The 11387-nt window shown below is 68.6% G+C and carries 15 protein-coding genes; 12 read left to right on the plus strand and 3 right to left on the minus strand.

Annotated features, from left to right (window positions below):
• Positions 1 to 46 precede the first annotated feature (46 nt).
• The 3 genes from ispF to GOY17_RS05625 all read left to right on the plus strand — a co-directional run bounded on the left by ispF (position 47) and on the right by GOY17_RS05625 (position 1967).
• A complete protein-coding gene (ispF, locus tag GOY17_RS05615) occupies positions 47 to 526 on the plus strand; it encodes a 2-C-methyl-D-erythritol 2,4-cyclodiphosphate synthase (protein WP_157029633.1) in 480 nt (159 codons plus the stop codon).
• Entirely contained in the window at positions 523 to 1575 is a 1053-nt protein-coding gene (gene truD, locus GOY17_RS05620; protein ID WP_157029634.1) for a tRNA pseudouridine(13) synthase TruD, read from the plus strand. Before ispF ends, truD begins: the two co-directional genes overlap by 4 nt.
• Positions 1576 to 1724: 149 nt before the next feature.
• Complete coding sequence (locus tag GOY17_RS05625) at positions 1725 to 1967, plus strand: hypothetical protein (protein WP_157029635.1); 243 nt, start codon at positions 1725 to 1727, stop codon at positions 1965 to 1967.
• 40 nt (positions 1968 to 2007) lie between these two features.
• Here the strand turns inward: GOY17_RS05625 and GOY17_RS05630 are convergent, their stop codons facing one another.
• Complete coding sequence (locus tag GOY17_RS05630) at positions 2008 to 2574, minus strand: Smr/MutS family protein (RefSeq protein WP_157029636.1); 567 nt, start codon at positions 2572 to 2574, stop codon at positions 2008 to 2010.
• Between the two features lie 184 nt (positions 2575 to 2758).
• Between GOY17_RS05630 and surE the strand changes: the two genes are divergently transcribed.
• The 6 genes from surE (at position 2759) to GOY17_RS05660 (ending at position 6634) form a co-directional block, all read left to right on the plus strand.
• A complete protein-coding gene (gene surE / locus GOY17_RS05635; protein WP_115840911.1) occupies positions 2759 to 3562 on the plus strand; it encodes a 5'/3'-nucleotidase SurE in 804 nt (267 codons plus the stop codon).
• Positions 3559 to 4236, plus strand: a complete 678-nt coding sequence (locus GOY17_RS05640) for a protein-L-isoaspartate(D-aspartate) O-methyltransferase (RefSeq protein ID WP_157029637.1) — start codon at positions 3559 to 3561, stop codon at positions 4234 to 4236. The genes surE and GOY17_RS05640 overlap by 4 nt, the downstream gene beginning before the upstream one ends.
• Positions 4237 to 4318: 82 nt before the next feature.
• Entirely contained in the window at positions 4319 to 4933 is a 615-nt protein-coding gene (locus tag GOY17_RS05645; RefSeq protein ID WP_157029638.1) for a YqaA family protein, read from the plus strand.
• A gap of 8 nt (positions 4934 to 4941) precedes the next feature.
• Positions 4942 to 5736 carry a peptidoglycan DD-metalloendopeptidase family protein gene (locus GOY17_RS05650; protein WP_157029639.1) on the plus strand — a complete coding sequence of 265 codons (795 nt, stop codon included), beginning with the start codon at positions 4942 to 4944 and terminating at the stop codon, positions 5734 to 5736.
• The gene (locus tag GOY17_RS18915; protein WP_157029640.1) at positions 5733 to 6116 is read left to right on the plus strand and encodes an endonuclease/exonuclease/phosphatase family protein; all 384 of its coding nucleotides are present in this window, start codon (positions 5733 to 5735) and stop codon (positions 6114 to 6116) included. Before GOY17_RS05650 ends, GOY17_RS18915 begins: the two co-directional genes overlap by 4 nt.
• Positions 6113 to 6634 carry an endonuclease/exonuclease/phosphatase family protein gene (locus GOY17_RS05660; protein ID WP_232338584.1) on the plus strand — a complete coding sequence of 174 codons (522 nt, stop codon included), beginning with the start codon at positions 6113 to 6115 and terminating at the stop codon, positions 6632 to 6634. The genes GOY17_RS18915 and GOY17_RS05660 overlap by 4 nt, the downstream gene beginning before the upstream one ends.
• Here the strand turns inward: GOY17_RS05660 and GOY17_RS05665 are convergent.
• Both GOY17_RS05665 and yhbY read right to left on the minus strand, forming a co-directional pair.
• Positions 6631 to 7005 (minus strand): Mth938-like domain-containing protein, encoded by a 375-nt coding sequence (locus tag GOY17_RS05665; protein ID WP_157029642.1) that lies wholly within the window; start codon positions 7003 to 7005, stop codon positions 6631 to 6633. The genes GOY17_RS05660 and GOY17_RS05665 overlap by 4 nt on opposite strands.
• Positions 7006 to 7068: 63 nt before the next feature.
• On the minus strand, positions 7069 to 7374 hold the full coding sequence (yhbY, locus tag GOY17_RS05670; protein ID WP_115840905.1) for a ribosome assembly RNA-binding protein YhbY: 306 nt from the start codon (positions 7372 to 7374) through the stop codon (positions 7069 to 7071).
• Between the two features lie 73 nt (positions 7375 to 7447).
• Here yhbY and rlmE point away from each other — a divergent pair, with 73 nt between their 5' ends.
• The 3 genes from rlmE (at position 7448) to folP (ending at position 11118) form a co-directional block, all read left to right on the plus strand.
• Positions 7448 to 8095 (plus strand): 23S rRNA (uridine(2552)-2'-O)-methyltransferase RlmE, encoded by a 648-nt coding sequence (rlmE, locus tag GOY17_RS05675; RefSeq protein WP_115840904.1) that lies wholly within the window; start codon positions 7448 to 7450, stop codon positions 8093 to 8095.
• 73 nt (positions 8096 to 8168) lie between these two features.
• Positions 8169 to 10070, plus strand: a complete 1902-nt coding sequence (gene ftsH / locus GOY17_RS05680) for an ATP-dependent zinc metalloprotease FtsH (RefSeq protein ID WP_115840903.1) — start codon at positions 8169 to 8171, stop codon at positions 10068 to 10070.
• Positions 10071 to 10218: 148 nt separating this feature from the next.
• The gene (gene folP, locus GOY17_RS05685) at positions 10219 to 11118 is read left to right on the plus strand and encodes a dihydropteroate synthase (RefSeq protein WP_157031612.1); all 900 of its coding nucleotides are present in this window, start codon (positions 10219 to 10221) and stop codon (positions 11116 to 11118) included.
• Positions 11119 to 11387 lie beyond the last annotated feature (269 nt).

Below are 11387 nucleotides of genomic sequence, written 5' to 3' on the forward strand. Positions count from 1 at the left end.
CGTCGTCGAAACACCTCCCAATCGAAGCACCCCGGAACAGAACTACATGAGCATCCGCATCGGCCAGGGTTACGACGTGCACGCGTTCGGCGACGGCGACCATGTCGTGCTCGGCGGCGTGCGCGTGCCGCACGATCGCGGCGTGCTCGCGCATTCGGACGGCGACGTCGTGATCCACGCGCTGTGCGACGCGATCCTCGGCGCGCTGGCGCTGGGCGACATCGGCAAGCACTTCCCGCCGAGCGATCCACAGTGGAAGGGCGCCGACAGTCGCGCGTTCCTGCGCCACTGCGATGCGCTCGCGCGCGAGCGCGGATGGCGCCTGGGGAATGCCGACGTGACCGTCGTGTGCGAGCGGCCGAAAGTCGGACCGCATGCGATGGCGATGCGCGAGGTGCTCGCGCAGGAACTCGCCGTCGAGATCGACGCGATCAGCATCAAGGCGACCACCAGCGAGAAGCTCGGTTTCACCGGGCGCGGCGAGGGCATCGCCGCGATGGCCGTGTGCCTGCTGGTGAAGTCGTGAGCGAGGCCGCGCTGCCGCGCGCGCACGGCGAGGCCGTGCTGTCGGCCAACATGCGCACGACGCCGGAGGATTTTGTCGTTGAGGAACTGCCAGGATTCGAGCCTTCCGGTGCCGGTGAACACCTGCTGCTCACCGTCGAGAAGCGCGGCATGAACACCGGCTTCGCGGCGAAGCACATCGCGCAGTGGGCCGGCGTGGGTGAGGTCGCGATCGGCTATGCGGGGCTGAAGGATCGCCACGCCGTCACGCGGCAACGCTTCAGCGTGCACCTGCCGAAGAAGGTTGCCCCTGACCTTTCGACGCTCGATTTCGCGCAGGGCGAAGAACGCCTCACCGTTGTCGAACACACCTGGCACGCGAAGAAGCTGCCGCGCGGCGCGCTGGCGGGTAACCGCTTCGTGCTCACGCTGCGTTGCGTGTCCGGCGAACGCGCGGCGATCGAACAGCGCCTGCAATCCATCGCAGAACGCGGCGTACCCAATTACTTCGGCGAACAGCGCTTCGGCCGCGACGGTGACAACGTCGCCAATGCACGTGCGATGTTCGCCGGGCGCCGCGTGCGTCGCGAGCAGCGCACGCTGCTGATGTCCGCCGCACGTTCGGAACTGTTCAACCGCGTGCTCGCGCAACGCGTGCAGCGCGGGTGCTGGGATTCGCCGGTCGACGGCGAGGTCTGGATGCTCGACGGAAGCCGCAGCGTGTTCGGCCCCGAGCCGTTCGACGATGCGCTCGCGCATCGGCTCGCCGCGTTCGACATCCATCCGACCGGCCCGCTGTGGGGACGCGGCGAACTGCGTTCGACGGGTGACGCCGCGCGGCTGGAAACCGAAGCGCTCTCCGGCGAGGAAGCGCTCGCACTGCGCGCCGGCCTGGAAGCCGAAGGCCTGAAGCAGGAGCGCCGCGCGTTGCGCCTGAAGCCGGCGGAACTGACGTGGTCGTGGCGTGACGACGACGTGCTCGAAGTCGCCTTCGCCTTGCCGCCGGGTGCATACGCCACGGTCGTGCTCGCCGAACTGGGCGACGTACGCGCGGTGGGGCGGGCGGGCTAGCCACGCTTCACGCCGCATCCGCGACCGTTCGTCGGAAAGGATCGGGCGGCACTGGCTCCGTCCGACGGCCGGCGTATACCGGAATTGCAGCGTCGCAACGCGCTGCCGCCGCGCCACGGGGCCCGGCGAATCGTCATGGAGATGTCGTCATGAACGCATCGCTACGCATGGCCGTGTTGCTGTCGCTCGTCGGAATGTCGGCCTGTGCCGGCATGGAATCCAGGTCCACCTATGTGCCCGAACCGCGTGCGCCTTCGCTCAACGACGCCGACGACGAATACGTCGCCTACGTCGAGCGCATCGCGCGTCGTCGCGGACTGGAAGTGGTCTGGGTGAACGTGCCGCACAAGACGGCCGACCAGGTCGCGCAGACGACCGGCGAACCGAAGTAAACCTGCCCGTCGCCCTCCGGCTTCCGTTCCGGGCGGATCGTCACGAACGGAGACGGCGGGGCGCGAGCAGCACCAGTACCGCACCGGTGCCGCCCTGCGCCGGCGGCGCGGAGTGGAACGCGAGCACGTCGGCGCGATGCCGCAGCATGCGGTCCACCAGGTTCTTCAGCACGGGCTGGCCGCCCGACGCGATCGACGCGGCGCCGTGCAATCCCTTTCCATGGACGATCCGCACGCAGCCCACGCCGTGCTGTCGGGCATCGTGCAGGAAGGCGCGCACCAGCTGCTCGGCCTCGCGCGTGTCGGCGCCATGCAGGTCGAGCTCCTCCTGCACCGAGATCTCGCCGCGCTTGAGCTTCTGCAACAGGCGCGGCGACACCTCGTCGCGCCGGTAGCTCAGCGCGTCGCCGGCTTCGAGCAGGCTGTCTTCGAGCGCATGGCGGAACTGCTCGCGCGCCTGCGCCTCGTCGCGCTCGGCCATGCGCGCGCGCGGGCGCGGCCGGGGCGCGGACGGCGGCGGCGCGGTCTCGCGCATCGGGCGCACCGGACCGATCGCCGAGCGGAACAGCTCGGCGTCGTCTTCGTCATCGTCGCGTCGTTCGGACATGCCATCAGCCTAGCGTTGCGGGCCGATACCGCAAACCGTTGACGCGATGTTGCCGGGACGTGCACGCCGTCGCCGGGCGCGCGGGCGGCTTCGGCTATCATGGCCCTTCACGCGGTGCGGCCTGTTCCGCGCCGGCGTCAGGTTCCGGCAAGCGTTGTCTGCAAGCGAATACACAAGGGAGTCCATGCGAGTACTGGTGAGCAACGACGACGGCGTCGACGCGCCCGGCATCCGCGTCCTGGCCGAAGGCCTGCGCGCGGCGGGGCACGAGGTCCTGGTGGTGGCGCCCGACCGGGACCGCTCCGGTGCCAGCAACTCGCTCACCCTGGATGCGCCGGTGCGCGTCCAGCAACTCGACGGTTCGACCTGGCGCGTGTTCGGCACGCCGACCGACTGCGTGCACGTGGCCATCACGGGCATGCTCGAGGTCGAGCCCGACATCGTGGTCTCCGGCATCAACAATACCGCCAACCTCGGCGACGACGTCATCTATTCAGGCACCGTCGCCGCCGCGATGGAAGGCCGATTCCTCGGTCTACCCGCGGTGGCGATGTCGCTGCAGACGGTCGATCACACCGGCAAGCATTACGAAACCGCGGCGCGCGCGGCGGCGGAAATCATCGCCCGCCTGCGCGTGGACCCGCTGCCGGCCGACACGATCCTCAACGTGAACGTGCCCGACATCCCGTGGGACGAAGTGCGCGGGTTCGAAGTCACGCGACTGGGCAACCGTCATCGCGCCGAGGCGTGCATCCCGCAGCAGGATCCGCGGGGTCGCCAGTGGTGGTGGATCGGCCCGGCCGGCGCCGAGCAGGACGCCGGCCCCGGCACGGATTTCCATGCCGTGCGCACCGGGCATATCTCGATCACGCCGATCCAGGTCGACCTCACGCGTTACCACGCGCTCGAGCAGGTCGCCAGCTGGGTCGACGGCCTGGCCACCTCGCTCGGCCACCCGGCGTCCCGCAAGCCGGAGCGTGCGGCATGACGCTGCGCATGCGCCTGCAGCCGGAGGCGATCGGGTCCGGCATGACGTCGCAGCGCGTGCGCGACCGCCTCGTCGATCGCCTGCGCGGCAACGGCATCCGCGACGAACGCGTGCTCAACGCGATCCGCACCGTGCCGCGTCATCTGTTCGTAGACGAGGCGCTCGCCACGCGGGCCTATGAGGACACCGCGCTGCCGATCGGCCACGGACAGACGATCTCGCAGCCGTGGGTGGTCGCGAAGATGACCGAGGCGCTGCTCGAGTCCGAACCGAAAAAGGTGCTGGAGATCGGCACGGGTTCGGGCTACCAGGCGGCGGTGCTCGCGGCGCTGGGGCTGGAAGTCCACACCGTCGAGCGCATCGGCGAACTGCTGCGCACCGCGCGCAAGCGCTTCCGCCAGCTTGGCATGAACGTGCGCAGCAAGCACGACGACGGCCGGATCGGCTGGGCGGAGAACGGCCCGTTCGACGCGATCATCGTCACCGCTGCCGCGCCGGCCCTGGTCGATGCGCTGACCGGGCAGCTGGCCGCGAACGGCACGCTGATCGCCCCCGTCGGCGGGGCCGGATCCCAATCGCTGCTGAAGCTGTCGAAGGATGCCGACGGCAATGTCACCCAGCAGACGCTCGCACCGGTAGTCTTCGTGCCGCTGCTGTCGGGCATGGTCGACTGACCCACCCGATCCACCGTGCTCCGCACCGGCAGCGCGCTGACCACCGCAGACCGACGACACCACTGAAACACAGGGGCGCCGCTTGAAGATTTTTGGACCGTTGTACGAACGGGCGCTGGTGTGGGCCCGCCATCGCCACGCACCGGCCTACCTGGTCGGGCTGAGTTTCATCGAGGCGATCATCTTCCCGATCATGCCCGAGGTGATGCTGGCGCCGATGTGCGTCGCGCAGCCGCGGCGCGGATTCTGGTTCGCGACGATCAGCCTGGCCGGTTCGATGGTGGGCGCGCTGGTCGGCTACGCACTGGGGCATTACGCCTTCGAGGCGGTCAAGCCGCTGTTCGCCGCGCTCGGCATGCTGGGCGGCATCGAGTCGGGCATCGCGACGGTGCAGGCCAAGATGGCCGAGTCGCCATGGGCGGTGTTCTGGCTGCTCGTGCTGGGCGGCTTCGCGCCGATCCCGATGAAGGTCTTCACATGGGCCTCGGGTATCGTCGGCGTGCCCATGCCGCAGTACGTGCTGAGCATGCTGATCGGGCGCGGCAAGCGCGTCTACCTGATCGCGCTGGTGATCCGCATCGGCGGCGTCCGCGCCGAAGCCGCGCTGCGCAGGTACATCGAGCCGATCGGCTGGATCGCGCTGGTGTTGCTGATCGCGGCGATCGGCTGGCTGGTCTGGAAGACGCAGTTGGGATGAGAGGAAGCATGACCGGAACATCGCGAAACGTTGCCGTCCGATCTCTCGCTGCCGCCTCGCTCGTGGCGTTCGCCGCGCTGCTCGGCGGTTGCTGGACCACGAAGGTCTATCGCGAACCGGGCGCCTCCTCGGAAGCGCCCTCCAAGCCGCGGCCCGGCGTGACCACCACGGTGCGTCGCGGCGACACGCTCTTCTCGATCGCCTCGCGCAACGGCGTGCGCCAGCAGGACCTGGCGGCATGGAACGGCATCGCCCCGCCGTACACCATCTACCCCGGCCAGAAGCTGCGCCTGTATCCGGCGGGGAAGGGCGGCAGCACGGCCGCGACGCGTCCTTCCACCACGACGACCACGACGACCAAGCCCGCTGCAACGACACCAGCCGCGCCCGCGCCCGCGCCCGCGCCGAAGCCCGCCGCGCCGGCCGCAAGCGACATCAAGTGGCGCTGGCCGGCCGACGGTGAACTCATCGGCCGTTACGTCGCGGGCGAGCCGACCAAGCAGGGCGTCGACATCGCGGGCGCCAGCGGTGCGCCCGTGCGCGCGGCGGCGGATGGCGTGGTGGTGTATTCCGGTTCCGGCCTGGTCGGCTACGGCGAGTTGATCATCATCAAGCACAACGAGCAGTGGCTCTCCGCGTACGGCCACAACCGCAACCGCCTGGTGAACGAAGGCCAGCTGGTGCGCTCGGGACAACAGATCGCCGAGATGGGCCGCAGCGGCGCGCCGCGCGAGATGCTGCACTTCGAAGTGCGCTACAACGGCAAACCCGTCGATCCGCTGATCTACCTGCCGAAGCGGTGAACATCGCGTCCGCGCAATGCGGACGCAGTGGCCGCCGTGCGGACTTCGTGCGGCGCCTGTCGATCGGGTTGATGGTTCTGGCGCTTGCGATGCTCGCCGGCTGCGCATCGATGGCGACGATGCGTGACGACGCGCCCACGCTGGACATCGTCACCCTCAACCTCTGGCACGATCGCGAGGGCTGGCCGCATCGCGCCACGATGATCGAAGCGGAACTGCGCCGCCTCTCGCCCGACGCGATCCTGCTGCAGGAAGTGCTGCAGGACGAAACGCTGCCGAACCAGGCGATCGCGCTCGCGCAGCGGCTTGGCTACCACGCCTTCTTCGTCTCGGTCGCGATCCGGTCGATCGTGCGCGTCGCTACGGCAACGCAATCCTGACGCGCGAGCCCGCCACCTTGCGCGGCTTCCGTCGCCTGCAGCCGGACAACGCCTATCGCATCGCCGGCTGGGTGCGCACGACGGTGCGCGGACACGCGGTGAATCTCTACGTCGTGCACCTGGATTTCGAGGATCGAAGCGGCGCCACGCGCGCGCGGCAGGTCGCGGACCTGCTGTCCTTCGTCGATGCCACGCGCGGCGCTGAGCCGGTCGTGATCGGCGGCGACTTCAACGTCACGGCGGATGCCGCAGAGCTGACGCCGCTGCGCGCAGCTTTCGTCGATGCGTACGCACTCGCGCATGCAGGCGTAGCGGTCGACGGCCTCGCGCATGCGACGCTCAATCCGCGTTTCAATCCGCCGGCGCGCATCGATCGCGTGTACGCGGAACAAGGCAGCTTCGGGATGCCGGACGCGCGGCGCATCCTCGACACGCCCGACGCGGAGGGTCGCTGGGCGTCGGATCACTACGGCGTGTGGGTGCGGCTGCCGTTCGCGCCGCACGAAGACGGGCGCTAGCCGGGAAGGACGAACGCCACGACGACCCGGCGGCCTTCACCGGCCAGCACGTTGAACGTTCGCGCGGCGGCGGCGTTGGTCATCGTTTCCATGCCGACGCCGCGGCGCAGGCAGTGGGCGAGCACGGCGGCCGGCGGGAACACCTGCGTGGCGCCGCTGCCGAGGAGCATCACTTCCGGCTCCAGCGCCAGGACGGCGTCGAGGTCCTGCGGCGCCATCGCCTTCACATCACGAACGGGCCAGCCCTCGACCAGGCGGTCGGGCGAGAGCACGAAGCTGGCCGTCAGGCGGCGTTCGTTCACCCGCACTGACTCGCCATCGGCGGCGCGCAGGAGGAACTCGTGATCCGGGTGTTCGAGATTGAGCTGCATGAGGACGAAGTGGGGGCGGGGAAGCGGGACGAAACCCTGTCTTCGCGCCGGGCCGCGCGGACGTCAGGCGCGCGGCAGGACGATCTGGCGGCGGTCCTTGCTCGGGCGGTACAGCACGGCCGTGTGGCCGATCCGCTGGACCAGCGCGGCGCCGGTGCGCTGTGCGATCTCGTCGATCATCGCGTCGCGGGCCTCGCGGTCTTCCGCGCCGACCTTCACCTTGATCAGCTCGTGGTGCTCCAGGGCGAGGTCGATCTCGGCCACCAGCGAGTCGGTGATGCCCTTGCCGCCGACCTGCAGCATCGCCTTGAGATCGTGGGCCTGGCCGCGCAGGAAGCGGGTCTGGGCGGCGGTCAGGACGGTCTGCATCGGGAGTCGGAAAACCTCTGGGGGGCGCGCAGGGTATCATGACCGCCCCCACGCTCACCCCGACGCCGCGCCGATGGCGAGCCGCAGCAAGTCCAGCCAGCGCTGGCTGAAAGAACACTTTTCCGACCCCTTCGTGAAGAAGGCCAAGGCCGAAGGCCTGCGTTCGCGCGCGGCCTACAAGCTGGAGGAACTGGTCGAACGCGACCGGCTGCTCAAGCCTGGCATGGTGGTGGTCGACCTGGGCGCCGCCCCCGGCGGCTGGTCCCAGTGGGTCCGGCAGGAGCTCGACCGGCTGGATGCGGCCCGTCCCGGCCGCGTGATCGCCCTGGACATCCTCGAGATGCCGTCGCTGGCGGGCGTCGAATTCCTTCATGGCGATTTCAGGGAGGATGCGGTCCTATCGCAGCTGGTGGGCGCCCTGAACGGCCAGCCGGTGGACCTTGTCCTGTCCGACATGGCCCCCAATAAGAGTGGCGTGGACGCGGTCGACATGCCCCGGGCGATGTATCTGTCGGAGCTGGCGATGGACTTCGCCGACCGGCACCTGCGCACCGGGGGCAACTTCCTGATCAAGTTATTCCAGGGGGTCGGCTTCGACGAGTACGTGAAGGAGCTGCGCCGGCGCTACGACCGGGTCGTGATCCGCAAGCCGGAGGCCTCGCGCAAGCGGTCGCCGGAGGTCTACGCGCTGGCACAGGGCAAGCGCGCGGTAATGAAGTAAGGTTTGATCGAGCGGCACGGCGCATGGGCGCCGCCCCCGCTGCAACGCGCCGCTGGCGCCAGGTAGGAACTGAATGAACGATTTGGCCAAGAATCTGCTGCTCTGGGTGATCGTCGCCGTCGTGTTGATGGTGGTCTTCCAGGCATTCGGGCCGCGTGGCGCTGCCGGGAGCCAGGAGCTGGCGTACGACCAGTTCGTCCATCAGGTCCAGCAGGACAAGGTGAAGGAAGTGAAGATCGCCGACGACGGCGCCACCATCACCGGTGTGCGCAGCGACGGCTCGAAGTTCACGACCTACAAGCCCAAGGACGACAAGGACCTGATCAACGACCTGATCAACCACCGCGTCGCCATCGACCAGCAGCCGCCGCAAAGCGGCCCGTCGATCCTCTACATCATCATCAACGTGCTCCCTTGGCTGCTGTTCATCGGCATCTGGGTGTATTTCATGCGCCAGATGCAGCAAGGCGGAAGCAAGGGCGCGATGAGCTTCGGCCGTTCGCGCGCCAAGCTGCAGGGCGAGGACCAGGTCAAGGTCACGCTGGCCGACGTCGCCGGCTGCGACGAGGCGAAGGAAGAAGTCGGCGAGCTCGTCGAATTCCTGCGCGACCCCTCCAAGTTCCAGAAGCTGGGCGGCAAGATCCCGCGCGGCGTGCTGATGGTCGGCCCGCCGGGCACCGGCAAGACGCTGCTGGCGCGCGCCATCGCCGGCGAGGCGAAGGTGCCGTTCTTCAGCATCTCCGGCTCGGACTTCGTCGAGATGTTCGTGGGCGTCGGCGCGAGCCGCGTGCGCGACATGTTCGACCAGGCCAAGAAGCACGCGCCCTGCATCATCTTCATCGACGAGATCGACGCGGTCGGCCGCCATCGTGGCGCGGGCCTGGGCGGCGGTCACGACGAGCGCGAGCAGACGCTCAACCAGCTGCTGGTCGAGATGGACGGCTTCGAGGGCGGCGAAGGCGTGATCGTCATCGCCGCGACCAACCGTCCGGACGTGCTCGATCCGGCGCTGCTGCGTCCGGGCCGTTTCGACCGCCAGGTCGTGGTTGGCCTGCCGGACGTGAAGGGCCGCGAGCAGATCCTGCGCGTGCACATGCGCAAGCTGCCGCTGCACGACGACGTCGATCCGATGACGATCGCGCGCGGCACGCCGGGCTTCTCCGGCGCGGACCTGGCGAACCTGTGCAACGAGGCGGCGCTGTTCGCCGCGCGCGAGAACGCCAAGGACGTGCGCATGGAGCACTTCGACCGTGCGCGCGACAAGATCCTGATGGGCGCCGAGCGTCGTTCGATGGCGATGAGCGAGGACGAGAAGCGCAACACCGCCTACCACGAGGCGGGTCACGCGATCGTCGGCCGCATCGTTCCGGAGCACGACCCGGTCTACAAGGTCACCATCATTCCGCGCGGCCGCGCGCTGGGCGTGACGATGTATCTGCCGGAGGGCGACAAGTATTCGCTCAACCGCGTGGCCATCGAATCGCAGCTGTGCTCGCTGTACGGCGGCCGCGTCGCCGAGGAACTGATCTTCGGCGCCGACAAGGTCACCACCGGCGCGTCCAACGACATCGAGCGCGCCACCAAGATGGCCCGCAACATGGTCACCAAGTGGGGCCTGTCGGAACTGGGCCCGATCACCTTCGGCGAGGAAGAGGACGAGGTGTTCCTGGGCCGTTCGGTGACGCAGCACAAGAACGTGTCGAACGAGACCGCGCGCAAGATCGACGAGGTCGTGCGCGACATCCTCGACAAGGCGTACGGCCGCACCACGCAGATCCTCAAGGACAACCTCGACAAGCTGCACGTGATGGCCGATGCGCTGCTGCAGTACGAGACCATCGACGCGCACCAGATCGACGACATCATGGCCGGCCGCAAGCCGGGCCCGCCGGCGGATTGGTCGAAGTCGGGCAAGACGCCGAAGGACGACGGCGAGCGTCCCGGCACGATCGGCGGTCCTGCGGCGCAGACCTGATCGATCGCGTTACCTGAGCTGCATCGAAGAGCCGGCCTGGTGCCGGCTCTTTGCTTTTGGCGACGCGGATGTCGAACGCGTGCCCGTCCGTCATCCCGGCACGCACCGAAGCCGTAAGATCGCGCTTTCCCTCGCGATCACCGCCGCCATGTTCGACATCACGCCCATCCTCGACTGCAACGGCCGTCCGCTCGCGCTCGATCGCCCGCGCGTGATGGGCATCGTCAACGTCACGCCGGATTCGTTTTCCGACGGTGGCGCGCACGACACGCTCGATGCCGCCGTCGCGCACGGCCTGGCGCTGGCGGAGGAGGGCGCCGACGTGCTCGACATCGGCGGCGAATCCACGCGGCCCGGCGCGGCCGACGTGTCGGTCGAGGAAGAACTGCGTCGCACCATTCCCGTGATCGAACGCCTCGCGCGCGAGACCTCGCTGCCGATCAGCATCGACACCTCCAAGCCCGAGGTCATGCGCGCGGCCGTGCAGGCCGGCGCGGGCATGATCAACGATGTCTACGCGCTGCGTCGCGAAGGTGCGCTCGATGCCGCCGCCGAACTCGGCGTGCCCGTGGTGCTCATGCACATGCAGGGCGAGCCGCGTTCGATGCAGGACGCGCCGCACTACGACGATGTGGTCGCCGATGTTCACCGCTTCCTCGCCGAACGGATCTTCGCCGCGGAGATGGCTGGCATCGCGAAGAAGAAGATCGTGGTCGATCCCGGTTTCGGTTTCGGCAAGAACACGCAGCACAACGTCGCCTTGCTCGCGCAACTCGAACGCCTTGCCGAACTGGGTGTTCCGCTGCTCGCCGGACTCTCGCGCAAGCGCACCATCGGCGAGATCACCGGCCGCGATGCACCGCGCGAACGCGTGTCGGGCTCCGTGGCCGCGCACCTCATCGCCGCGCAGCGTGGCGCGAAGCTGCTGCGCGTGCATGACGTCGCCGCCACCGTGGATGCGCTGAAGGTGTGGCACGCCGTCGCCTCGCAGGCGATGCCGCGGGCGAAAAGCGCGCCGTCGATGCCGAAGTGGCCCGACGAGGAATGACGCATCGCCTGGCGATATTTTGATCAATCCCCGCGAGGCCTTGCTGCTCAACGCTTGCAGCGCGATGCACACAACGTTGTCCGCGTGCTTGTCCACAGGCCGTGTGGATAGCGCGCGTGTACACGCCGAAATCGACGCGTACGTCAGTGATTTCGGTGGTCAGTTTCTGACCAAACTTGCTGCGAAGCTTGTGTCGCAAGGCGTTTGGCACGATTCCCACATCGCTGTCCGCAGGCTTGTCCACAAGCTGTGTGGATAGCCGCGTCGAC

This window comes from Lysobacter soli, from assembly GCF_009755585.1.
Classification (GTDB): Bacteria; Pseudomonadota; Gammaproteobacteria; order Xanthomonadales; family Xanthomonadaceae; genus Lysobacter_J; species Lysobacter_J soli.

Bases quoted from the DNA above. Each gene is read 5' to 3' on its own strand.
- ispF (WP_157029633.1), top strand. From the start codon at position 47: ATGAGCATCCGCATCGGCCAGGGTTACGACGTGCACGCGTTCGGCGAC.
- GOY17_RS05625 (WP_157029635.1), top strand. From the start codon at position 1,725: ATGAACGCATCGCTACGCATGGCCGTGTTGCTGTCGCTCGTCGGAATG.
- GOY17_RS05630 (WP_157029636.1), bottom strand. From the start codon at position 2,574: ATGTCCGAACGACGCGACGATGACGAAGACGACGCCGAGCTGTTCCGC.
- surE (WP_115840911.1), top strand. From the start codon at position 2,759: ATGCGAGTACTGGTGAGCAACGACGACGGCGTCGACGCGCCCGGCATC.
- GOY17_RS05640 (WP_157029637.1), top strand. From the start codon at position 3,559: ATGACGCTGCGCATGCGCCTGCAGCCGGAGGCGATCGGGTCCGGCATG.
- GOY17_RS05650 (WP_157029639.1), top strand. From the start codon at position 4,942: ATGACCGGAACATCGCGAAACGTTGCCGTCCGATCTCTCGCTGCCGCC.
- GOY17_RS05665 (WP_157029642.1), bottom strand. From the start codon at position 7,005: ATGCAGCTCAATCTCGAACACCCGGATCACGAGTTCCTCCTGCGCGCC.
- yhbY (WP_115840905.1), bottom strand. From the start codon at position 7,374: ATGCAGACCGTCCTGACCGCCGCCCAGACCCGCTTCCTGCGCGGCCAG.
- rlmE (WP_115840904.1), top strand. From the start codon at position 7,448: ATGGCGAGCCGCAGCAAGTCCAGCCAGCGCTGGCTGAAAGAACACTTT.
- ftsH (WP_115840903.1), top strand. From the start codon at position 8,169: ATGAACGATTTGGCCAAGAATCTGCTGCTCTGGGTGATCGTCGCCGTC.
- folP (WP_157031612.1), top strand. From the start codon at position 10,219: ATGTTCGACATCACGCCCATCCTCGACTGCAACGGCCGTCCGCTCGCG.